General features: G+C 63.9%; 20 protein-coding genes. 7 read left to right on the top strand and 13 right to left on the bottom strand.

Annotated features, from left to right (window positions below; translation table 11 throughout):
• The 3 genes from QM685_RS33605 to QM685_RS33595 all read right to left on the bottom strand — a co-directional run.
• The coding region (locus QM685_RS33605) for a zf-HC2 domain-containing protein (protein ID WP_415123558.1) at positions 1–187 on the bottom strand (187 nt) is incomplete at its 3' end.
• Positions 187–747 carry a sigma-70 family RNA polymerase sigma factor gene (locus QM685_RS33600; protein WP_415123557.1) on the bottom strand — a complete coding sequence of 187 codons (561 nt, stop codon included), beginning with the start codon at positions 745–747 and terminating at the stop codon, positions 187–189. The genes QM685_RS33605 and QM685_RS33600, both read right to left, overlap by 1 nt.
• A gap of 26 nt (positions 748–773) precedes the next feature.
• Positions 774–914, bottom strand: coding sequence for a hypothetical protein (locus QM685_RS33595; RefSeq protein WP_415123556.1), 141 nt, complete (start codon positions 912–914; stop codon positions 774–776).
• 395 nt (positions 915–1309) lie between these two features.
• Here QM685_RS33595 and hfq point away from each other — a divergent pair, with 395 nt between their 5' ends.
• Positions 1310–1792, top strand: coding sequence for an RNA chaperone Hfq (gene hfq, locus QM685_RS33590; protein WP_415123555.1), 483 nt, complete (start codon positions 1310–1312; stop codon positions 1790–1792).
• 39 nt (positions 1793–1831) lie between these two features.
• On the opposite strand, the gene QM685_RS33585 is transcribed toward hfq, so the two are convergent.
• The gene (locus QM685_RS33585; protein ID WP_415123554.1) at positions 1832–2059 is read right to left on the bottom strand and encodes a hypothetical protein; all 228 of its coding nucleotides are present in this window, start codon (positions 2057–2059) and stop codon (positions 1832–1834) included.
• Positions 2060–2365: 306 nt separating this feature from the next.
• On the opposite strand from QM685_RS33585, the gene QM685_RS33580 reads away from it, so the two are divergent.
• Positions 2366–2557: a hypothetical protein gene (locus QM685_RS33580; RefSeq protein ID WP_415123553.1), complete on the top strand. Its 192-nt coding sequence runs from the start codon at positions 2366–2368 to the stop codon at positions 2555–2557.
• Positions 2558–2633: 76 nt separating this feature from the next.
• Here the strand turns inward: QM685_RS33580 and QM685_RS33575 are convergent, their stop codons facing one another.
• Complete coding sequence (locus tag QM685_RS33575) at positions 2634–3302, bottom strand: DUF2968 domain-containing protein (RefSeq protein WP_415123552.1); 669 nt, start codon at positions 3300–3302, stop codon at positions 2634–2636.
• 298 nt (positions 3303–3600) lie between these two features.
• Between QM685_RS33575 and QM685_RS33570 the strand changes: the two genes are divergently transcribed.
• Positions 3601–4086 carry a DUF2147 domain-containing protein gene (locus QM685_RS33570; protein ID WP_415123551.1) on the top strand — a complete coding sequence of 162 codons (486 nt, stop codon included), beginning with the start codon at positions 3601–3603 and terminating at the stop codon, positions 4084–4086.
• 152 nt (positions 4087–4238) lie between these two features.
• Here QM685_RS33570 and QM685_RS33565 read toward each other — a convergent pair whose 3' ends face one another.
• The 6 genes from QM685_RS33565 to typA form a co-directional block, all read right to left on the bottom strand.
• On the bottom strand, positions 4239–4697 hold the full coding sequence (locus tag QM685_RS33565; RefSeq protein WP_415123550.1) for a transposase: 459 nt from the start codon (positions 4695–4697) through the stop codon (positions 4239–4241).
• Positions 4698–4867: 170 nt separating this feature from the next.
• Positions 4868–5965 carry a cell division protein ZapE gene (gene zapE, locus QM685_RS33560; RefSeq protein WP_415123549.1) on the bottom strand — a complete coding sequence of 366 codons (1098 nt, stop codon included), beginning with the start codon at positions 5963–5965 and terminating at the stop codon, positions 4868–4870.
• Positions 5966–6051: 86 nt separating this feature from the next.
• On the bottom strand, positions 6052–7482 hold the full coding sequence (gene lpdA / locus QM685_RS33555; RefSeq protein ID WP_415123548.1) for a dihydrolipoyl dehydrogenase: 1431 nt from the start codon (positions 7480–7482) through the stop codon (positions 6052–6054).
• Between the two features lie 135 nt (positions 7483–7617).
• Positions 7618–8901, bottom strand: a complete 1284-nt coding sequence (gene odhB, locus QM685_RS33550) for a 2-oxoglutarate dehydrogenase complex dihydrolipoyllysine-residue succinyltransferase (protein ID WP_415123547.1) — start codon at positions 8899–8901, stop codon at positions 7618–7620.
• 144 nt (positions 8902–9045) lie between these two features.
• A complete protein-coding gene (locus QM685_RS33545) occupies positions 9046–11907 on the bottom strand; it encodes a 2-oxoglutarate dehydrogenase E1 component (protein WP_415123546.1) in 2862 nt (953 codons plus the stop codon).
• Between the two features lie 414 nt (positions 11908–12321).
• Positions 12322–14151, bottom strand: coding sequence for a translational GTPase TypA (gene typA / locus QM685_RS33540; protein WP_415123545.1), 1830 nt, complete (start codon positions 14149–14151; stop codon positions 12322–12324).
• Between the two features lie 342 nt (positions 14152–14493).
• Here typA and QM685_RS33535 point away from each other — a divergent pair, with 342 nt between their 5' ends.
• The 4 genes from QM685_RS33535 (at position 14494) to QM685_RS33520 (ending at position 19467) form a co-directional block, all read left to right on the top strand.
• Positions 14494–15009, top strand: coding sequence for a MarR family winged helix-turn-helix transcriptional regulator (locus QM685_RS33535; protein WP_415123544.1), 516 nt, complete (start codon positions 14494–14496; stop codon positions 15007–15009).
• A gap of 49 nt (positions 15010–15058) precedes the next feature.
• A complete protein-coding gene (locus QM685_RS33530) occupies positions 15059–16567 on the top strand; it encodes an efflux transporter outer membrane subunit (RefSeq protein WP_415123543.1) in 1509 nt (502 codons plus the stop codon).
• 81 nt (positions 16568–16648) lie between these two features.
• Complete coding sequence (locus QM685_RS33525; protein WP_415123542.1) at positions 16649–17872, top strand: EmrA/EmrK family multidrug efflux transporter periplasmic adaptor subunit; 1224 nt, start codon at positions 16649–16651, stop codon at positions 17870–17872.
• A 32-nt stretch (positions 17873–17904) separates the two neighbouring features.
• Positions 17905–19467, top strand: a complete 1563-nt coding sequence (locus QM685_RS33520) for a DHA2 family efflux MFS transporter permease subunit (protein ID WP_415123541.1) — start codon at positions 17905–17907, stop codon at positions 19465–19467.
• 130 nt (positions 19468–19597) lie between these two features.
• On the opposite strand, the gene truB is transcribed toward QM685_RS33520, so the two are convergent.
• A complete protein-coding gene (truB, locus tag QM685_RS33515; protein WP_415123540.1) occupies positions 19598–20554 on the bottom strand; it encodes a tRNA pseudouridine(55) synthase TruB in 957 nt (318 codons plus the stop codon).
• Between the two features lie 76 nt (positions 20555–20630).
• Complete coding sequence (gene rbfA / locus QM685_RS33510) at positions 20631–20996, bottom strand: 30S ribosome-binding factor RbfA (RefSeq protein ID WP_415123539.1); 366 nt, start codon at positions 20994–20996, stop codon at positions 20631–20633.
• Between the last annotated feature and the right edge of the window lie 141 nt (positions 20997–21137).

The raw sequence follows: 21137 nt of genomic DNA, 5'->3' as shown, positions 1-21137 counted from the left end.
ACAACGCACGCAGCGCCGCCGCCTGCGCGCGCCACGCGGCCACGCGCGCGGCGGCCTGCGGATGCGCATCGAGTTGCGCTTCGATTTCAGCGTGCCGCGCATCCGGCAATTCGCCGTCGACATACGCCGACAGCGCTCGCAGATCGAGCCCTTCGGGCAGACCGGAATCGTAGTCGTCGTTGTTCATTATCGGTTTCTCACCACTTTCAGCGGCGCGACCTTCGGCGCCGGCCGCGCCGGACCGTGGGGCTCATCCCGCAGCGGCTCCCGCGGCCCCTCGGCGAGCAGCGCGCGCATATGCTCGCGCGCCCGCGAGAGCCGCGACATCACGGTGCCGATCGGCACGCCCAGCGCGCTCGACGCCTCCTGATACGACAGTTCCTCGACACACACCAGCAGCAGCACCTCACGCTGCTCGAGCGGCAGGCAATACAGCGCGCGCTGCACATCGCGCAGCACGAGACCGTCGACTTCGCCGCGCGGCGCCTCGAGATTGCGCCACGGCGCGCTTTCGTCGTCGACGGCGATCTCGCGACGGCCGCGCAACTGGTCGATATAGAGATGCCGCAGGATCGTCAGCAGCCATGCGCGCAGGTTGCTGTTCGGCCGGAACGCCGACCAGCGCGCAAGCGCGCGCTCCGCCGTATCCTGCACGAGGTCGTCGGCCCAGGCGTGATCGCCCGTCAGCGCGCGCGCATAGCGGCGCAACTGCGGGAGCCACGCAATCACTTCCGCTTCGAATGTCACCCGGCGTGCAAAGCTCGGTCGCGGGCTTAGTAGCCGCCGCCGCTGCTGCTGTTGCCGCTCGTGCCCGACGCGCTGTTATCGGCGGTCGTGGAGGCGCTCGTCGTGAGCGTGCCGAATGCGAGCGCGCACAGCACGAAGAGCGCGGACAGAATATGGGATACCTTCATCGTGAGCCTCCTGACGGATGCCCGGCGCGCGGCCCGCGGGCCGGCTAACCGGGCGGCATGCCGCGACGTGCGGCACTGCCATACCGGACAAACGCCGGCGGCGCGCAATTTATTCCACCGTTATTTCACGACTTTCAAGATTCGCCGCCGCCGTCGGGCGCCCCCTCGCGCTTCCTTTTCCGCCAGTCGCGCCGGCAGCGCCTGGAGAGGCAGGAAGAACACGCCATCGACCAGCAGATTCGTAACTCAACGTTACAGTGCGCCCTTATCGGATGCTTATGTGCTCACAAGCCGTTATAGTGGACAAAGTTCGCCCCGTCGACGCGTTCCGCCCCCACGCAGAGTAGAAAGGGTAGAATCGCGGCGAACCACCGTCTATCTAACCCGAATTGTCCATGGCTTCCGCAGAATCGCATCCGCAAAACGACTTCATGAACGCCGCGCGCAAGGAACGAAAGCGCGTCGAGATCTATCTGGTCAACGGCATCCGCCTGACCGGATGCATCGAGTCGTTCGATCAGTACCTGGTGATGCTGCGCACGCCGGTCGGCCTGCAAGGCATTTACAAGCGCGCGATCTCCACGATCCAGCTCGACACCGGCACGCGTCCGGCGCCGCGCACGGGGCGAACGTCGCATGGCGAGCACGGCTCGCGCGGCCCGCACGGTTCGCGCGAACATCGTGAGCCGCGCGAGGCACGCGAGTCGTATGGCGCGCCGGCTTCGGAGCGCCCCGCGAGCGAACGCAACAGCGGCAACTCCGATGGCCCGGTGGTCGTGACGCGCCGCCGGCGGCTGTTCGGCACCGGTGGTGGCGACGGTGGCAATCACGGCGGCGGCCACGGCGGCGCGGGCAGCTCCGGCGGCCATAACGAATAAAGCGACGCACAGGCAACACGCAACGCCGGCGGCGCGTGGCTAGTCGGCGGACTGGCCGAGCCGCTGCAGGATTTTCTCCAGTTGCCTCACCTGCTGCTCCGTCAGCTCGAATTTTCCCTTGACCCCCAGCACGCGGCGACGCCAGTAACCGGTGTCGAACATGTGCAGCGCCGGTTGCTTCGTTGCCCAATCCAGATGTTCCAGTTCGGCGTCCACGACGTGCGATGCGAGCAGGCGCCGCGCATGCGCAGGTTTATTCCCGTTCATGTGATTCGCTGTCTTGAGGTTCGATGAGTGGTTGGTTCGGACCCTCGTCTGGCGGTCCGCGGATGGCCCGCGGCGGCCCCCGTGCGGTACTCGCACGGACGCGGCTCCCCGTGGCCGCTGAATGCGTTGGCGGGCCTGCTTGTGACCGATCCCCAGTGGAGTGGACACATACAAGGAACGAATCTATGCCGGTTGATTTCAAACCGGTTTCAGATGATGCACCCCAGGCCATCCGGCCGATGCTCGTCCGCAGCCGCGATGCGCTATGCTGAATCATTGATTCACTGTCTACCGATGGAGCGCATCATGACCAGCAAGAGCCATCATCCGTCCCAGCCCACGCGTACACGGCGGGCAGCGCTCGAGTCTCTCGATACCCGTCTCGACGAAGCACTGATGGAAAGCTTCCCCGCCAGCGACCCGATCGCCGTCGACGTGGCGGAGCCGCATCGCGCGCGCGTGCGCAAAACCCCGGCGCAGAGCCGGAAGCGGCATTGAAGCTGGCCGACGAGCCGGGCGACGCGTTCGGCGCCCGCCACACCCCACCCATCCGCCGATGCTCACGCCGCCGCGCTCAATGCGGCGGCAAACCGCTTTCCAACTGGCGCTGAAGTTCGCGCACCTGACCCTGCGCGGCGCGCAACTGGTCTTGCGCGGCCGCCTTCTGCCGGGCCAGGGCCATCGCCTCGGCACGCTTTTGCCGCTGCTGGCTGTCGACGATGCTCTGCTGCTGGCGCGCGACGTCGAGGTCGGCCTGCAGGCGGCTCGCGTGCTCCTGCGACAACGCGATCATGCGCTGCGTAAACGCCTTCTGCGCTTCGAGCTGGGTGTGGCGAATTTCGACGTCCGACAGTTGCACCGTCTGCCGCACGAAATCCTTGTAGATGAGATCCGCGCGCGTCGCGTCCTGCGTCCTGATCACGCGCCAGAAATTCTTCTGCTGGAACAGCGTGACGTAATAGGTCATTTCCTTGCCGTAGAACAGCAGGCTCGTGCCGTAGCTGCCGTTGTACGTGGTGCGCAATTCGCTCAGATCCGGGCCGTGGATCATCTGCTGCAATTCCACGACATTGCCCGCGGCGGATTGCCGGTTTTCATCCGGCGTCAGTGCGGTGGTCTGCGCCTGCTCGACCTGCTGGCTTGCGCCGCTGTTCTGCAGAGCCTCTGCATTCGTGCCCTGAGCGGCCCCCAATACGATGCACACGGCCAGTGCGCGCTCTCGTAGCTTTGTCTTTCGATCCATGTAATCCCTGCTCGAACAGTTCTTGTTTTATGACAAATGCGCGCTTCTACAACCTCGATCTGCCGGTTGCCAGGGCGCCCGGCGATGCGCCGGTGAAAACCCGTCACGCAGCCCGCGTGCCGAATAGAAGCTCCTCTATCAAACGGCACGCGTACTTTCGCGTATTCTGCGCTGACGATGCAAACGGCAAGCCGCCGGCATCGTCCCGCATCGCGAAGGGCGGCGCCGCAAGACCGTCCGCGATGCCCATAAAGCCGCGCGACCACGATCGCGCCGTCTCTCATCAAGGAGGAAGGCAATGACGCAATTCACCCAACGCGCCCGCGCGATCGCGCTGCGCACCGTCCGGCATGCGGCGCTCGCCGGCGCCCTGCTCGCAAGCGCCGCGACCGCGATGGCGCAAACCGATACCCCGGTCGGCACATGGCAAACGATCGACGATCACACGGGCCAGCCGAAAGCGCTCGTGCAGATCACGCAGGACAGCGACGGCGAATTGAGCGGCAAGGTCATCAAGGGGCTCGGCGCGAACAACCAGCCGGATCGCCGCTGCACCGAATGCACCGACGCGCGCAAGGATCAACCGATTCTCGGTATGACCATTATCAACAGCATGAAGAAGGACGGCGACGCGTGGGATCACGGGCAGATTCTCGATCCGGAAAACGGCAAGGTCTACAAGTGCAAGATGCACCTCGAAGACGGCGGCAACAAGCTCGTGGTGCGCGGCTATATTGGCGTGGCGCTGTTGGGCCGTTCGCAAACTTGGGTTCGACAGCAGTGACATGCGAGGTGTGACGTATGTGAAGTTCACGCGCTGACTTCACGGCGGTAGCGCGTTCGTCGCGGAGAAACAGACGGCAAAACGCGCGACAGGAAAAAGAAACGGCCGGCGATCGCGCGGCCGTTTTTTTTGAAGCGAGCCGTTCGGAATGGTTACGCTGCCTGCTTGAGCGACTCCGCGTAGGCAAATGGAGACGAAGGCAGCGGCGCGGCGGTTGCCGACTTGTACGCCCCCGACGGAACCCGGACCACCGCGGGCGCGCCTTTCGCCGCGGCGCGCTTCTGTTGCGCTCTCACATGCTTGCGCATGCGCGATTCCATCAAGCTGCAAAGTTCTTCGCTCTTCGGACCAAGCAACTGCTGCGTGACGTGCTTGAGTATGCCGGCTTCGTACCACGACTTGAAGCGGCGATGACATGTCTGATACGACGGGTACCTGCGCGGCAGCGCGGACCAGGTCGCGCCGCTATACATGACCCACAGCACGCCGTTGAGCACCGCGCGGGTATTGGCAAGCGGCCGTCCGCGCAATTCCGCGCGCGGACGCAGTTCGGGCAGCAGCGGCGCCACGCGCCGCCATTGTTGATCGGTGATATCGCTGTATGGCTTCATGCTCCCTCCTTTGTCAGAACTACAACAAAAGATAGCCAGTCAGCCGTGTGCGGAATATAAGACCACTCTGAATCTTGAAAAGGCGTCGCCTGACTTCTCAGACGCACGATCCCACTGTGCCCGGTCGTGCGTGTTGCCTCCGCGCCTCAGGCGGCGCACACGCAAGCGGCTCAGGTCAGCGACGTGTCGACGATCCGGCGCGGCGCGTCGAGATACTCCTTCGATTGCATCTCGACGATGCGCGACACCGTGCGCGTAAATTCGTTGGCCATCGGGCCATCCAGATAGAGTTGTTCCGGCGGGACCTCGGCCGACATCAGCAGCTTCACCTTGTGGTCGTAGAACACGTCGATCAGCCACGTGAAGCGGCGCGCCTCCGACGCCATGCGCACCGACATCTGCGGCACGTCCGACAGAATCACCGCGTGAAAGCGGCTCGCGAGTTCGAGATAGTCGTTCTGCGAGCGCGGGCCGCCGCACAGCGTCGCGAAGTCGAACCAGACGACGCCGTCAGCGCGGCGCAGGGCCCTCAGTTCGCGCTTCTCGATATGCAGCAGCGGGCTCTCGTCGGGCACCGCGGCAAGCCGCGCGAACGCATCGCGCAATGCCTTGCTGGCGGCCGCGTCCAGCGGCGTGTGATAGACCTCCACCTGAGCGAGCGTGCGCTGCCGGTAGTCGATACCCGCGTCGACGTTGAGCACGTCGAGCTTCTGCTTGATCAGCTCGATTGCGGGCAGCATGCGATCTCGATGCAGGCCGTCCGGGTACAGCGTATCGGGATCGTAGTTGGACGTCATCACGAACTGCACGCCGTTCTCGAACAGCTTGTCGAGCAGCCGGTACAGGATCATCGCGTCGGCGATATCCGACACGTGGAATTCGTCGAAGCAGATCAACCGATAGCGCTTCGCAATGCGGCGCGCGAGTTCGTCGAGCGGATCGGCCTGGCCCTTCAGTTCCTCGAGCTCGCGATGCACTTCGCGCATGAACTCGTGGAAATGCAGACGCGTCTTTCGCTGCACCGGCACGATCATGTAGAAGCTGTCCATCAGGAAGCTCTTGCCACGGCCCACGCCCCCCCACATGTACACGCCGCGAGGCAGATCCGGATGAATGAGCAGCTTCTTGAAGGCGTTCGAGCGGCGCGATTTGTATTCGACCCACTCTTCATAGCACCGCTGCAGCCGGTCGACCGCCGCGCGCTGCGCCGGATCGGATTGATAACCGCGCGTCTGCAGTTCTTTTTCGTAGTATTCGGTGACGTTCATCGTGTTGCTGCAAAAAAGAAGGGCGGGAGGGGATGAACCCGCCCGCCCTGGTGATGCCAAAGTTGCGTTCAGTCAGGCGTGCGTGATTACATGTTCAGCGCGCGCTTGTCGACGGCCAGTGCCGCTTCGCGCATGACTTCCGACAGCGACGGGTGCGGATGGCAGATACGGCCGATGTCTTCCGACGCCGCCTTGAATTCCATCGCCACCACGGCTTCCGCGATCAGGTCCGATGCGTTCGCCGAGATGATGTGCACGCCGAGCAGTTCGTCGGTCTTCGCGTCGGCGATCATCTTGACGAAACCATCCGCCTTGTTGATGCCGAGCGCGCGGCCGTTCGCCATGAACGGGAACTGGCCCGTCTTGATCTCGCGGCCTTCCGCCTTCAGTTGCTGCTCGGTCTTGCCGACCCACGCGATTTCCGGTTCGGTGTAGATCACCCACGGAATGCAGTTGTAGTCGATGTGCGGCTTCTGGCCGTCGATCACTTCCGCGACCAGCACGCCTTCGTCTTCCGCCTTGTGCGCGAGCATCGGGCCGCGCACCACGTCGCCGATCGCGTACACGTTCGGCACGGCCGTCGCGCAGTGGTCGTCCACGTCGATGAAGCCGCGCTCGTTGGCCTTCAGGCCGATCGCTTCGAGGCCGAGGTTGTCGGTGTTCGGCACACGGCCGACCGACACGATCAGGCGGTCGGCTTCGAGCGTCTGCGCGTTGCCGTCCTTGTCCGTGTAGGCGATCGTCACGCCGTTGTCGCCCGTCTTCACTTCGCCGACCTTCACGCCGACGTGGATGTCGAGACCCTGCTTCTTGAACTGCTTGGCCGCTTCTTTCGACAGCGCCTGGTCAGCCGCGCCGAGGAATTCCGGCAGCGCTTCGAGCACGGTCACGTCCGCGCCCAGGCGGCGCCACACCGAACCCAGTTCCAGACCGATCACGCCCGCGCCGATCACGGCGAGCTTCTTCGGTGCCGTGTCGAAGCTCAATGCGCCTTCGTTGTCGGCGATCAGCTTGTTGTCGACCGGAATGCCCGGCAGATGACGTGCCTTCGAACCCGTCGCGATGATCACGTTCTTCGCCGTAACGACTTCAGTTTCGCCCTCGCCGCTGACTTCGATCTGCACGCCGGCGTCCGTCTTGCCGGTGAACTTGCCGTAGCCCTTGAGCCACGTGATCTTGTTCTTGCGGAACAGGAATTCGATACCCTTGGTCATCTTCTCGACGATGCCGTCCTTGCGGGCCATCATCTTCGAGATATCGACCGTCACGTCGCCCACCGAGATGCCGTGGTCGGCGAGGTGGTGCGACGCGTTTTCAAACTCTTCCGACGACGCGAGCAGCGCCTTCGACGGAATGCAGCCGACGTTCAGGCAGGTGCCGCCGAGCTTCAGCGCGCCGGCCGGGTTCTTCCATTTTTCGATACATGCGACGGTCTTGCCGAGCTGCGCTGCACGGATGGCGGCAATATAACCGCCGGGGCCCGCGCCGATCACGACGACGTCAAATTCTTTGGACATGACAATCCCTTTGATGGCGGAACGGCGCCGGGCCACGTTGGGTGGCGCGCGCCGTTCCTGTACTGCGAAATACCAGGACTTGCGACTGACGGCGCCGGCCCGCGCAATGCAAGCCGGCGCCGGTGGAACGTACGCTTACAGGTCGAGCAGCAGGCGAGCCGGATCTTCCAGCGCATCCTTCATCGCGACCAGCGACAGCACTGCTTCGCGGCCGTCGATGATACGGTGGTCGTACGACAGCGCGAGGTAGTTCATCGGGCGGATCACGATCTGGCCGTTTTCGACCACCGCGCGTTCCTTCGTGGCGTGCACGCCGAGAATCGCGGACTGCGGCGGGTTGATGATCGGGGTGGACAGCATCGAGCCGAACACACCGCCGTTCGAGATCGAGAACGTACCGCCGGTCATTTCCTCGATCGACAGCTTGCCGTCCTTCGCCTTCTGGCCGAATTCGGCGATCTTCTTCTCGATATCGGCGAGGCTCATCTGATCCGCGTTGCGCAGGATCGGCACCACCAGACCGCGCGGCGAGCCGACTGCGATACCGATGTCGAAGTAGCCGTGATAGACGATGTCGTTACCGTCGATCGACGCGTTCACGAGCGGGAATTTCTTCAGCGCATGGACCGCGGCCTTCACGAAGAACGACATGAAGCCGAGCTTCACGCCGTGTTCCTTCTCGAACCTGTCCTTGTACTTGTTGCGCAGGTCCATCACCGGCGCCATGTTCACTTCGTTGAACGTCGTGAGGATCGCGTTGGTTTGCTGCGACTCGAGCAGACGCTCGGCGATACGCGCGCGCAGACGCGACATCGGCACGCGCTGTTCCGGACGGTCCTTCAGCCACTGTTCGGCCGATGCCGGGGCCTTGACGTCCGGCAGCGACGGCTTCGCGGCCTTCGGCGCGGCGGCCGGCGCAGGAGCGGCCTTGGCGGCCGCGGGGGTAGCCTGGCCCGCGGCGAGCACGTCGCCCTTCGTGATGCGGCCGTCGCGGCCCGTGCCGGCGACGTCGCCCGCGCCCAGACCCTTCTCGGCCATCAGCTTGCCGGCGGCCGGCGAAGCAGCGGTGTTCGAGCCCGTTGCGGCGGCAGCGGCAGTTGCCGACTGAGCGGCCGGTGCCGGCGCGGCAACCGGAGCCGGCTTCACTTCGGCTTCGACAGCGGCGGCGCCTGCCTTGCCTTCAGTGTCGATCTTCGCGATCACCTGGTCGGCAACGACGGTGTCGCCGTCGTTCGAGATGACTTGCGCGAGCACGCCGGCCGCGGGTGCCGGCACTTCGAGCACGACCTTGTCGGTCTCGATTTCGATGAGGATTTCGTCCTGAGCGACAGCCTCGCCGGGCTTCTTCTTCCACTGCAGCATGGTGGCTTCCGAGACCGACTCGGAGAGCTGGGGAACCTTGACTTCAACAATAGCCATTATGAGTATCCTGAATACGTATCGGGTGACGGCACGCTAAACCACTACCGCCTGCGAACCGTGCGCGCCGCGCCTGAGCCTTTACTGGATCATTAAGCGCGACGCGGGAAAGCGCGCCACGCTTTCCCGGTTCGTCTGTTCTCTTTATTTAGCGATCGACGCGCTCTTGAGGCGGCCGAAAGCACCTTCGACCAGCGCCTTCTGCTGCTCGTAGTGCTTCGCGTAGTAGCCGACTGCCGGCGAGGCCGAAGCCGGACGGCCGCTGTATGCCAGCTTCTGCCCTTCCTTCATGCCTTCCTTCAGATGGTGCTCGATGTAGAACCACGGGCCCTGGTTCTGCGGCTCGTCCTGCACCCACACCACTTCGGTCGCGTTGTCGTACTTCTTCATTTCCGCTTCGAACTGCTTGTGCGCGAACGGATAAAGCTGTTCGATACGGACGATCGCGACGTCGTTCGCCTTCGCTTCGCGGCGATGCGCGACGAGGTCGTAGTACACGCGGCCCGAGCACACCAGCACGCGCTTGACCTTCTTCGCGTCGATGGCTTCGTCGACTTCGCCGAGCACCGGCTGGAACGAACCCTTCGCGAGCTCCGACAGATCCGACACGGCTTCCTTGTGACGCAGCAGCGACTTCGGCGTGAAGACGATCAGCGGCTTGCGGAACAGGCGGATCATCTGGCGGCGCAGCAGATGGAAGATCTGCGCCGGCGTGGTCGGCTGAACGACCTGCATGTTGTGGTCCGCGCACAGTTGCAGGAAACGCTCGATACGCGCCGACGAATGCTCCGGACCCTGACCTTCGTAGCCGTGCGGCAGCATCATGGTCAGGCCCGACACGCGGCCCCACTTCACTTCGCCCGACGAGATGAACTGGTCGATCACGACCTGCGCGCCGTTCACGAAGTCGCCGAACTGGGCTTCCCATGCGACGAACGTGTTCGGTTCAGCGGTCGAGTAGCCGTATTCGAAGCCGAGCACCGCTTCTTCCGACAACACCGAGTCGATCACCGTGAACTTCGCCTGACCATCGGCGATGTTCTGCAGCGGCACGTAGGTGCCGTCGTTCCAGCGCTCGCGGTTCTGGTCGTGCAGCACCGCGTGACGATGCGTGAACGTGCCGCGGCCCGAGTCCTGACCGGTCAGGCGCACTGCGTAACCCGATGCGACGAGCGACGCGAACGCGAGGTGTTCGCCCATGCCCCAGTCGAGCTTCGCTTCGCCGCGGCCCATCGCGCGACGGTCGTTGATCACGCGCTCGACGAGCGGGTGAACCTTGAAGTTTTCCGGGATCGTGGTGATGCGCTCGGCGAGGCGCTTCAGTTCCGCGAGCGGCACGGCCGTGTCGGCCGCGTCGGTCCACTTGCGGTTCAGGAACGGCACCCAGTCCACCGCGTACTTGCTCTTGTAGTTCGAGAGCACCGGGTCGACCGTGTGATGGCCTTCGTCCATCGCCTTGCGGTAGGCCTTGACGTATTCGTCGCCCTCTTCCGCGGTGATCACGCCCTGCTGCACGAGCTTTTCAGCGTACAGCGCGCGCGTGCCCGGGTGCTTCGCGATCGTCTTGTACATCAGCGGCTGCGTGACCGCCGGCGTGTCCTGCTCGTTGTGACCGAGCTTGCGGAAACAGACGATGTCGACGACGACGTCCTTGTGGAACTGCATCCGGAAGTCGATCGCGAGCTGCGTAGCCAGCACGACCGCTTCGGGATCGTCGCCGTTCACGTGCAGCACCGGCGCTTCGATCATCTTGACGACGTCCGAGCAGTACAACGTGGAGCGCGAATCGCGCGGGTCCGACGTCGTGAAGCCGATCTGGTTGTTGATGACGATGTGCAGCGTGCCGTGCGTGCCGTAACCGCGCGTTTGCGCGAGGTTCAACGTTTCCATCACGACGCCCTGGCCCGCGAAAGCCGCGTCGCCGTGGATCTGCACCGGCAGCACCTGCAGGCCGGCGTCGTCGCCGCGGCGGTCCATGCGCGCCTTTGCCGAACCTTCGACCACCGGGTTGACGATTTCGAGGTGCGACGGGTTGAACGCGAGCGACAGGTGAACCGGGCCGCCTTCGGTCGCGACGTCCGACGAGAAGCCCTTATGATACTTGACGTCGCCGGCCGGCAGATCGTCAACGTGCTTGCCTTCGAATTCGGCGAAGAGATCAGCCGGCATCTTGCCGAGCGTATTGACCAGCACGTTCAGACGGCCACGGTGCGCCATGCCGATGACGATTTCCTGGACACCGTTGGCGCCGGCGTGACGCACGACTTCGTCCATCGACGCGATGAAGCTCTCGCCGCCTTCGAGCGAGAAGCGCTTCTGGCCGACGTACTTGGTGTGCAGGAAACGCTCGAGGCCTTCGGCGGCCGTCAGGCGGTTCAGGATGTGCTTCTTTTTCTCGCTGCTGAAGTTCGGGGTCGAACGGATCGACTCGAGCTTCTCCTTCCACCAGCGCTTCTGCTCCGGATCGCTGATGTACATGTACTCGGCGCCGATCGTGCCGCAGTACGTGTCGCGCAGGGCCTTGACGATGTCGCGCAGCGTCGCGCGCTCGAACCCGAAGTACAGATTCGTTGCGCTGAACTCCTGGTCCATGTCGGCTTCGGTGAAGTCGTAGAACGCGGGTTCAAGTTCGGGGATCGCGGGACGTTCGCGGCGCTTCAGAGGATCGAGGTTGGCCCATTGCGAGCCGAGGAAGCGATATGCGCCGATGAGGGACTGGACGTAAACCTGTTTGCGGGCGGTTGCGAGATCTTCGCCGCCGGTTGCCGCGCGTGGCAGGAAGGCATTGGCCTTGGCGCGCTGGGCAAATGATTCGACGATCGGGCCATGGGCCACATCGTTGGCGTTGCTGCCGTCCGATGCCGGAACGTTCTGCAACGCATCGAAATAACTGCGCCAGGTCTCGGGCACTGACGCCGGATTATCGAGATACGCTTCGTACATTTCTTCAACGTACGGAGCATTGCCGCCGAACAGATAAGAGTTCGACTGGAATTGCTTCATCATTTTTACGCTCACCTTTCTTCGAGCTTCTCGAGAAATAGCGGGTTACAGAACCTTCCGCGACACGGCCTGACCGTTTAGCGGATTGCGCGAATCAAGTCTTGCTTGGAAGGACCTAAAACAGTGCACCCGGGAGCATAGCACAGAACAAATAGCCCAGATAGCGAACAGCATAGCCCCGAACGCCCGTCATGACGGGTGTTTCACGGGTGGTCCAGCCTCTCTTCGAGGCGCGCAACAGTATTCTGTGAAAATTGGGGGCAAGGAGCGTGATCGACCGCAAAACGCGGCGCAATGAGCACAGGAGCGCATCTGGCGCGTCACGCGGCTCGCCCGGCTTTCCGGCGCCAGAAACAGCGAAGCCACCCGAAGGTGGCTTCCGTTTGCTTCCGTCCAGCGGTTCGCTTATCGGCCCGCTTACTCGGTCGTGACCTTGTTGCGGCTCGCGCTGCGGCGCTCGTGCTCCTTCAGGTGGCGCTTGCGCAGACGGATCGACTGCGGCGTGACTTCGACCAGTTCATCGTCGTCGATGAATTCGACCGCGTATTCGAGCGACATCTGGATCGGCGGCACGAGGCGCACGGCTTCGTCGGTGCCCGAGGCGCGCACGTTGGTGAGCTGCTTGCCCTTGATCGGGTTCACGACGAGGTCGTTGTCACGGCTGTGAATGCCGATGATCATGCCTTCATAGAGCGCGTCGCCCGGCGTCACGAACATGCGGCCGCGATCCTGCAGCTTCCACAGCGCGTAGGCGACGGCGGCACCGTCGTCCTGCGAGATCAGCACGCCGTTGCGGCGCTCGCCGACCGCGCCCTCCTTGACCGGCTGGTACGAGTCGAACGTGTGGCTCATCAGACCCGTGCCACGCGTAAGCGTCAGGAACTCCGACTGGAAGCCGATCAGCCCCCGTGCGGAAATGCGGTATTCGAGGCGCGTGCGGCCGCGGCCGTCCGACGTCATGTCGAGCAGTTCGCCCTTGCGGCGGCCGAGCTCTTCCATCACGCCGCCCTGATGCGTGTCTTCCATGTCGACGGTCAGGTTTTCGAACGGCTCATGCTTGACGCCGTCGACTTCCGTCATCACCACGCGCGGACGCGACACGGCCAGCTCGTAGCCTTCGCGGCGCATGTTTTCGACCAGAATGGTCAGATGCAGCTCGCCGCGGCCCGACACTTCGAACGTGGTTTCGTCGCCGGTATCCTTCACGCGCAGCGCGACGTTGTGGTTCAGTTCCTTCATCAGGCGGTCGCGGATCTGGCGGCTCGTGACGAATTTGCCTTCGCGGCCGGCGAGTGGCGACGAATTGACGAGGAAGTTCATCGTCAGCGTGGGTTCGTCGACGGTGATCATCGGCAGCGCTTCCGGCTGCTCCGGCGAACAGATCGTCACGCCGATGCCGATTTCCTCGATGCCGTTGATCAGCACGATGTCGCCCGCTTCAGCCGAGTCGACCTGCACGCGGTCGAGGCCCTTGAACGACAGCACCTGGTTGATCTTGCGATTGAGGATTTCGCCCTCGGGACCCGAACGCACCGCGACGGCCATGCCCGGCTTGATGCGGCCGCGCGTGATGCGGCCGATACCGATACGGCCAACGTACGACGAATAGTCGAGCGACGTGATCTGCAGTTGCAACGGCGCTTCCGGATCGGCCGGGCGCACCGGTACGTGCTGAAGAATCGCTTCGAACAGCGGGCGCATGTCGCCTTCGCGCACGTCCGGCGTGAGGCCGGCATAGCCGTTCAGGCCCGACGCGTAGACGATCGGGAAGTCGAGCTGTTCGTCGTTGGCGCCCAGCTTGTCGAACAGGTCGAAGGTCTGGTTGATGACCCAGTCCACCCGCGCGCCCGGGCGGTCCACCTTGTTGACCACGACGATCGGCTTCAGGCCGAGCGCGAGCGCCTTCTTCGTGACGAAACGCGTTTGCGGCATCGGGCCCTCGACCGCGTCGACGAGCAGCAGCACCGAGTCGACCATCGACAGCACGCGCTCCACCTCGCCGCCGAAGTCCGCGTGTCCCGGCGTGTCGACGATATTGATATGCGTGCCCTCGTATTCCACCGCGCAGTTTTTCGACAGGATCGTGATGCCGCGCTCCTTTTCGATGTCGTTCGAGTCCATCACGCGTTCGGCAACCTGCTGGTTGTCGCGGAACGTGGCGGTCTGACGAAGGAGCTGGTCGACGAGCGTGGTCTTGCCGTGGTCGACGTGAGCAATGATGGCGATGTTGCGTAGGGCGCGGGTCATAGGAAACCTGAACAGTTGGAGTGCGCCGCTTGCTGCCGCCTGCTTATGCCAGTCGGGGAAATAAACCCGGCAAGCCTGATATACGACAAGCCCAAAGCGCACTTTTGGGAACCCAATATTGTAGCATGGCGAAATGATGCTTTCTGGTATTCCCCGATAGACCACCGCCCCTTCTCCACTGCGTGCGGCGCCCGACATCCGCCGCGCCCGTCCTACAACACCGCGTATCTTTCCCCACTTGAGCGCGAAAAAATCCTTGCCTAAGCTGTAATAACGCTTGTCGTGTCAATCAACAGCCAGCTATACTGCTGCCTAGTCAACCATTGCATTCGCACGAGAATCATGACGGAGCCGTCCACCGAACCCACGCCGGACCTCAGCGAGTACCAGCTCGGCGAAAGCGTCGGCTATCTCATCACCCGGGTGAAATCCACCATGTCGAATCTGGTCACGCAGCGCAGCGTGGCCGAGCTCGGCATCACGAGCCAGCAGGGCAGCATCCTGTTCATGGTGGCGAGCGGCAAGTGCCTGCTGGCGGCCGAACTGGCCCGTGAGTACGGTATCGACGCCAGCGCCGTCACGCGGCTGATCGACCGGCTCGAAAAGCGCGGCCTGCTCACCCGGGTACGCAGTAACGAGGACCGGCGGGTCGTGCGCCTCGCGCTAACGCCGGAAGGCCACGCAATCGCCGCTCGCATGCCAGGCATTTTCAACGGCGTGCTCGACAACCTGCTGAACGGCTTTACGCCCGAGGAAGTCGGCTTTCTGAAAAGCATGCTGCGCCGCGTACTCGTCAATTCCGGTGAACAAACGGGGCTATCCCGTGACGCCGCAAGTAATTTCGATAGCAAATCGTAAGAAATTAATTGCTGCGTCCACCATCACATTCCACTCAAAGAGTCGAGCGATGAAATCCCTTTCCCTGTCCGCGCCCGCGTTTTCGAGCCGGGCCGCTGTCGCTGCCGCGGTGACAGCGTTCGCCCTCACGGGGTGCGCGAACTACTTCGGCGTGAAGAGCGACAAGCAGATCTCGTCGCCGACGCAATACGAATCGACGCAGAGCCTGCCCAACGAGGGCGGCCAGTGGCCGTCGCTCGACTGGGCCAACCAGTTCGGCGACCCGCAACTGCCGAAGCTGATTGCGGAAGCGCTCGAGGGCAACCCGTCCATCGCGCAGGCACAGGCGCGGCTCGCGAAGGCCTCGTCGTATATCGAAAGCTCGCGCTCGGCGCTGTTCCCGAAGGTCAACGGGAGCTATTCCTGGACCCGCGAGCTGTTCTCGGGGAACGGGCTCTACCCGCCTCCGTACGGTGGCACCTGGTATAGCGAGAACAACGTGCTCGCGAGCGCGTCGTGGGATCTCGACCTGTGGGGCAAGAATCGCCAACGCCTCGGTCAGGCCGTGTCGCAGCAAAAAGCCGCCGAGGCCGACATGCAGCAGGCGCGCGTGGCGCTCGCCGCATCGGTCGCGAGCACCTACAACCAGCTCGCCCAGCTATATGTGTTCCGTGACATCGCCGAGCGCGAGATCGCCAACCGCCAGGATGTCAGCCGCATCACCAATGGCCGTGTAACCGCCGGGCTGGACACCGAGGTCGAGAAGCAGACCGCCGCCGGCAACATCGCGACGAGCCAGTCGAACCTGACCGACCTCGACGGCCAGATCACCGTCGTGCGCTATCAATTGGGCGCGCTGCTCGGCAAGGGGCCGGACCGCGGCCTGCAGATCGCCAGGCCGGCGCTCACCGGCGGCGACGCCGTCGCGCTGCCGGACAACATTCCCGCCGATCTCGTGTCGCGCCGCGCGGACATCGTCGCCGCGCGCTGGCAGGTCGAAGCCGCGATGCACGACGTGAAGGAAGCGAAGGCCGAGTTCTACCCGGACGTGAACCTCGCGGCCGGCTTCGGTTTCGACGCGTTCGGCTGGGGCCGCTTCCTGACCGCGTCGAGCCGTCAGATCCAGTTCGGCCCGGCGATCCATCTGCCGATCTTCGACGCCGGCGCGTTGCGCGCGCAACTGAAGGGCCGCTACGCCGACTTCGACCTCGACGTCGCCAACTACAACCAGACGCTGATCAACGCGCTGCAGGATGTGTCGACGCAAGTGTCGTCGATCCGTTCGATCGACCGCCAGGCGGGCGATGCGCAGCGCGCGCTCGACGCGTCGACCAAGGCGTATCAGCTCGCCGTGGTGCGCTACAAGGCCGGCCTGTCGCCGCAGTTGCAGGTGCTGACCGCCGACGAGAACATGCTCGCCGCCGAGCAGACGGTGGCGGGCCTGAAGATGCGCCGCCGCGCCCTGCAGATCGGCCTCATCAAGGCGCTTGGCGGCGGCTTCGACGCAACGCAAACCGGTCTCGTGGTACCGACCGATGCCCCGGCATCGGCCACTGCCGCGACCGCCGCTGCAAACTGAGCGCGCAGGCAACCGACAGAGCGCACACACGCACGAACATCCGAATAAACGACGACGTTCAAGAGAACCCGGAGCACATCAATGAGCACCCCCCAACAGCCCGCCACCCCGCCGCAAACGGCGAACAACGGCAAACGCAAGCGCATGATGACGCTGCTCGTCATCGTGATCCTGATCGCCGCGGTCGCGTACGGCCTGTACTACTTCCTCGTCGCGCGCTTCCATGAAGACACCGACGACGCCTACGTGAGCGGCAACGTCGTGCAGATCACGCCGCAGGTCACCGGTACCGTGATCGCGGTGAATGCCGACGACACGCAGATCGTCAAGGCCGGCGACCCGCTCGTCGTGCTCGATCCGGCCGACGCGCGCGTCGCGCTCGAACAGGCCGAGGCGAATCTCGCGCAGGTGGTACGCCAGGTGCGCGGCCTCTTCGCCGACGACAGCCAGTATGAAGCGCAGGTTTCGCTGCGCCAGGCCGATCTGTCGCGCGCCGAAGACGATCTCAAGCGCCGTCTGACGGTCGCGCAAACCGGCGCGGTGTCGCAGGAAGAAATCTCGCACGCACGCGACGCCGTGAAGACCGCCCAGGCCGCGCTCGACGCCGCCAAACAGCAGCTTGCGGCAAATCAGGCGCTGACCGCGAACACCACGATCGCCGATCATCCGAACGTGCAGGCCGCGGCCGCGAAGGTGCGCGACGCCTACCTGAACAACGCGCGCAACACGCTGCCGGCGCCCGTTACCGGCTATGTCGCCAAGCGCTCGGTGCAGGTTGGTCAGCGCGTGTCGCCGGGCACGCCGCTGATGGCGATCGTGCCGCTTCACGACGTGTGGGTCGACGCGAACTTCAAGGAAGTGCAGCTCAAGCACATGCGCATCGGCCAGCCGGTCGAACTGACGGCCGACGTGTACGGTTCGTCGGTGCCGTATCACGGCAAGGTGGTCGGCTTCTCGGCGGGCACGGGTTCGGCGTTCTCGCTGCTGCCCGCGCAGAACGCGACCGGCAACTGGATCAAGGTCGTGCAGCGTCTGCCGGTACGGATCGCGCTCGATCCGCAGGAACTCGAGAAGCACCCGCTGCGCATCGGTCTGTCGATGCAGGCGGACGTGAACATCAAGGACGACTCCGGCGGCCAGCTCGGCAACGCGCCGAACACCGCGTATCAGACCAACGTCTTCGACAAGTACGGCGCGGAAGCCGACGCGGTCATCGCGCGCATCATCGCGGAAAACGCAGGCCCGAACGGCAACCAGAAGTCGGCGCAAACCGGTGCAGCGGCCAAACCGGCGGCGAAGAGCTGAGCGGCTCCGACGATTCATAGAAGGCTTTTTTAATGGCTCAGGCTCAGGCGCAAGTCCCTCACCCGCCGCTCGAGGGCGCGCAACTGGTGATCGGCACCATCGCGGTGTCGCTCGCCGTGTTCATGAACGTTCTGGACACGTCGATCGCGAACGTGTCGATCCCGTCGATTTCCGGCGATCTCGGCGTGTCGTCCGACCAGGGCACGTGGGTCATCACGTCGTTCGCGGTCGCCAACGCGATCTCGGTGCCGCTCACCGGCTGGCTCACCGACCGCATCGGCCAGGTGCGCCTCTTCATGGCGTCGATCGTGCTGTTCGTGATCTCGTCATGGATGTGCGGACTGTCGCCGAACCTGCCGTTCCTGCTCGCGTCGCGCGTGCTGCAAGGCGCGGTGGCCGGTCCGATGATTCCGCTGTCGCAAACGCTGCTGCTCGCGAGCTATCCGCGCGCAAAGGCACCGATGGCGTTATCGATGTGGGCGATGACCACGCTGATCGCGCCGGTCGCCGGCCCGATTCTCGGCGGCTGGATTTCCGACAACATCTCGTGGCCGTGGATTTTCTACGTCAACATTCCGGTCGGCATTATCGCCGCGGCCGCGACATGGATGATCTTCCGCAACCGCGATTCGGTCGTGAAGAAAGCGCCGATCGATGGTGTCGGCCTCGGTCTGCTGATCGTCTGGGTCGGCTCGCTGCAGGTCATGCTCGACAAGGGCAAGGACCTCGACTGGTTCTCGTCGACGACGGTCGTCGTGCTCGCGCTCGTCGCGGTGATCGCGCTCGCGTTCTTCATCGTGTGGGAACTGACGGCCGAGCATCCGGTGGTCGACCTGTCGCTGTTCAGCCGGCGTAACTTCACGGGCGGCACGATCGCGCTGTCGATCGGCTACGGACTCTACTTCGGCAATCTCGTGCTGTTGCCGCTGTGGCTGCAAACCGATATCGGCTACACCGCGACCGAAGCCGGTCTCGTCATGGCGCCGGTCGGTCTGTTCGCCATCCTGCTGTCGCCGATCACCGGCAAGGTTCTGCCGCGCACCGATCCGCGCTACATCGCGACGCTGTCGTTCCTCATATTCGCGCTGTGCTTCTGGATGCGCTCGCGTTATACGACCGGCGTCGATACGTACTCGCTGATGCTGCCCACGCTGATTCAGGGCATCGGCATGGCCGGCTTCTTTATTCCGCTCGTGTCGATCACGTTGTCGGGCTTGCCGGGCCACCGGATTCCGGCGGCGTCGGGTCTGTCGAATTTCGTGCGGATCATGTGCGGCGGTATCGGCACGTCGATTTTCCAGACGGCGTGGGATCACCGCACGATCATGCATCACGCGCAACTGACCGAGCAGGCGAATGCGTACAACCCGGCGTTCGATCAGTCGATCCATCAGATGGGCGCCGCAGGTTTTAGCCAGCCACAGGCGTACGGTCTGTTCAACTCGACGGTCTCGCAGCAGGCGGCGCAACTGGGCGTGAACGATCTGTTCTTTATCTCGGCCGGCATCTTCGTCGCGCTGATTGCGCTGATCTGGATCACGCGGCCGGAACGCGCGGGCGGCGACGCGGGTGCGGCGGCGGCCGCGGCGCACTGAGGCGTCGCTTACGGGACGCCACGCCGATTCGGCGGTACAGTGGACGGTATGAAAAAAAGCGGGATCGCTCGATGGCGATCCCGCTTTTTTACTTTTACTGTGCGTGCGTAACTGGCAAGACGGCTCGCACTTACGATCCCGCGCGCTCCGCGTCGCTCTCCGTCGTCACGACCAGACGCTCGGGTGCGAGCACGCCGTCGCCCGGCTTCGCGACGCCAAGAAGCCTCCCCTGCGCGGAATAGACCCTGACGCGCAGCGCTTTCTGCGCATCGCTGGGGATCGTCAGCGTGGCAAGCTTCAGGCGCTGGCCGTGCAGAAAGCGGCGCGTATCGTCGTCATTCAGGCACACCTGCGGGAATGTCGACAGCAATGCATCGACCGGTTGCAGCCATGCGTCGCGCTCGGCCTGGCTCGCGTCGGATAACGCGTCGAGGGTGACCGAATGCTCCAGCGTCAGCGCGCCGACGCCCGTGCGGCGCAGCGCGATCAGATGCGCGCCGCAACCGAGCGCTTCGCCGATATCTTCGGCAAGCGTGCGCACGTACGTGCCCTTGCTGCACGTGACGCGAAACGTCACGTCCGGTAGCGCGCACGCAATCAGTTCGAGCGCGACGATCATCACCTGACGCCCTTCCCGTTCAACCGTCTGACCAGCGCGTGCGTATTCGTATAACGGCTTGCCATCGCGCTTGAGCGCGGAGTACATCGGTGGAATCTGCACGATCTCGCCGAAGAATCGGCGCAAAGCTGCCTGCACCGCTGCTTCGTCGCACTGGACGACGCGTATGTCGATCGCCTCGCCTTCGGCGTCGCCGGTGGTCGTGCGAATGCCGAGGCGCATCGTGGCCTCGTAGGTCTTGTCGGCTTCGAGGAGGTCTTGCGAGAACTTGGTGGCTTCGCCGAAACACAGCGGCAGCAGACCGGTCGCGAGCGGGTCGAGCGTGCCAGTGTGGCCCGCCTTTTTCGCCTGATAGAGACGCTTCGCGCGGACCAGTGCGTCGTTGCTCGACAGGCCGATCGGCTTATCGAGCAGCAGCACGCCGTCTATCGCGCGACGCGGCACGCGGGGGCGTTGAGGTACGGTCATGTCAATGAGGCAAGGACTTCAGGGGATACGAAAACAACGCCAGAGGCCGCGGTGAACGTCACGGCATAGCAAACACTCAATCGTCTTTCGCGCGGGTCGAGTTCGCCTCGTCGATCAGACGCGACATCTCGACGGCCCGCTCGATCGTCTTGTCGTAGTGGAAATGCAGCGTCGGCACCGTATGGATGTGCAGGCGCTTGAACAACAGGTTGCGCAGATGGCCGGCCGCGTGCGTGAGCGCCTCGAGCGTCTCCTGCGGATCGCCCGTCAGCGTCGTGAAGTAGACCTTCGCGTGCGCGTAGTCAGGCGTCAGCTCGACACTCTGAAACGTGACGATGCCGATACGCGGATCCTTGACCTCGCGCAGCAGCTCGGACAGGTCGCGCTGGATCTGATCGGAGATCTGCGCGTTGCGATTGGGTGAAGAACGTTTTTTAGGCATGGTGTTGATGATCCGCTCTGACGGATGCAAAAAAGTTGTTCGCGCGCGCCACGGTTTTTATCTGTTCGATACGACGGCATCACGGCGCCGCGACATATGGATGACTCGCTCGCGCGACGGACTCGAAACAACGGGCTCAAA

It is taken from the genome of Paraburkholderia sp., from assembly GCF_047605525.1.
Classification (GTDB): Bacteria; Pseudomonadota; Gammaproteobacteria; order Burkholderiales; family Burkholderiaceae; genus Paraburkholderia.
Note: the sequence above shows the minus strand (reverse complement) of the source record. Positions and strands in the feature narration are given on the sequence as shown.

What these genes read in the sequence shown, in the direction of transcription:
- QM685_RS33595 (WP_415123556.1), bottom strand. Translation starts at nt 914, where the DNA reads ATGAAGGTATCCCATATTCTGTCCGCGCTCTTCGTGCTGTGCGCGCTC.
- hfq (WP_415123555.1), top strand. Translation starts at nt 1,310, where the DNA reads ATGGCTTCCGCAGAATCGCATCCGCAAAACGACTTCATGAACGCCGCG.
- QM685_RS33585 (WP_415123554.1), bottom strand. Translation starts at nt 2,059, where the DNA reads ATGAACGGGAATAAACCTGCGCATGCGCGGCGCCTGCTCGCATCGCAC.
- QM685_RS33580 (WP_415123553.1), top strand. Translation starts at nt 2,366, where the DNA reads ATGACCAGCAAGAGCCATCATCCGTCCCAGCCCACGCGTACACGGCGG.
- QM685_RS33575 (WP_415123552.1), bottom strand. Translation starts at nt 3,302, where the DNA reads ATGGATCGAAAGACAAAGCTACGAGAGCGCGCACTGGCCGTGTGCATC.
- QM685_RS33570 (WP_415123551.1), top strand. Translation starts at nt 3,601, where the DNA reads ATGACGCAATTCACCCAACGCGCCCGCGCGATCGCGCTGCGCACCGTC.
- QM685_RS33565 (WP_415123550.1), bottom strand. Translation starts at nt 4,697, where the DNA reads ATGAAGCCATACAGCGATATCACCGATCAACAATGGCGGCGCGTGGCG.
- zapE (WP_415123549.1), bottom strand. Translation starts at nt 5,965, where the DNA reads ATGAACGTCACCGAATACTACGAAAAAGAACTGCAGACGCGCGGTTAT.
- lpdA (WP_415123548.1), bottom strand. Translation starts at nt 7,482, where the DNA reads ATGTCCAAAGAATTTGACGTCGTCGTGATCGGCGCGGGCCCCGGCGGT.
- odhB (WP_415123547.1), bottom strand. Translation starts at nt 8,901, where the DNA reads ATGGCTATTGTTGAAGTCAAGGTTCCCCAGCTCTCCGAGTCGGTCTCG.
- QM685_RS33545 (WP_415123546.1), bottom strand. Translation starts at nt 11,907, where the DNA reads ATGATGAAGCAATTCCAGTCGAACTCTTATCTGTTCGGCGGCAATGCT.
- typA (WP_415123545.1), bottom strand. Translation starts at nt 14,151, where the DNA reads ATGACCCGCGCCCTACGCAACATCGCCATCATTGCTCACGTCGACCAC.
- QM685_RS33535 (WP_415123544.1), top strand. Translation starts at nt 14,494, where the DNA reads ATGACGGAGCCGTCCACCGAACCCACGCCGGACCTCAGCGAGTACCAG.
- QM685_RS33530 (WP_415123543.1), top strand. Translation starts at nt 15,059, where the DNA reads ATGAAATCCCTTTCCCTGTCCGCGCCCGCGTTTTCGAGCCGGGCCGCT.
- QM685_RS33525 (WP_415123542.1), top strand. Translation starts at nt 16,649, where the DNA reads ATGAGCACCCCCCAACAGCCCGCCACCCCGCCGCAAACGGCGAACAAC.
- QM685_RS33520 (WP_415123541.1), top strand. Translation starts at nt 17,905, where the DNA reads ATGGCTCAGGCTCAGGCGCAAGTCCCTCACCCGCCGCTCGAGGGCGCG.
- truB (WP_415123540.1), bottom strand. Translation starts at nt 20,554, where the DNA reads ATGACCGTACCTCAACGCCCCCGCGTGCCGCGTCGCGCGATAGACGGC.
- rbfA (WP_415123539.1), bottom strand. Translation starts at nt 20,996, where the DNA reads ATGCCTAAAAAACGTTCTTCACCCAATCGCAACGCGCAGATCTCCGAT.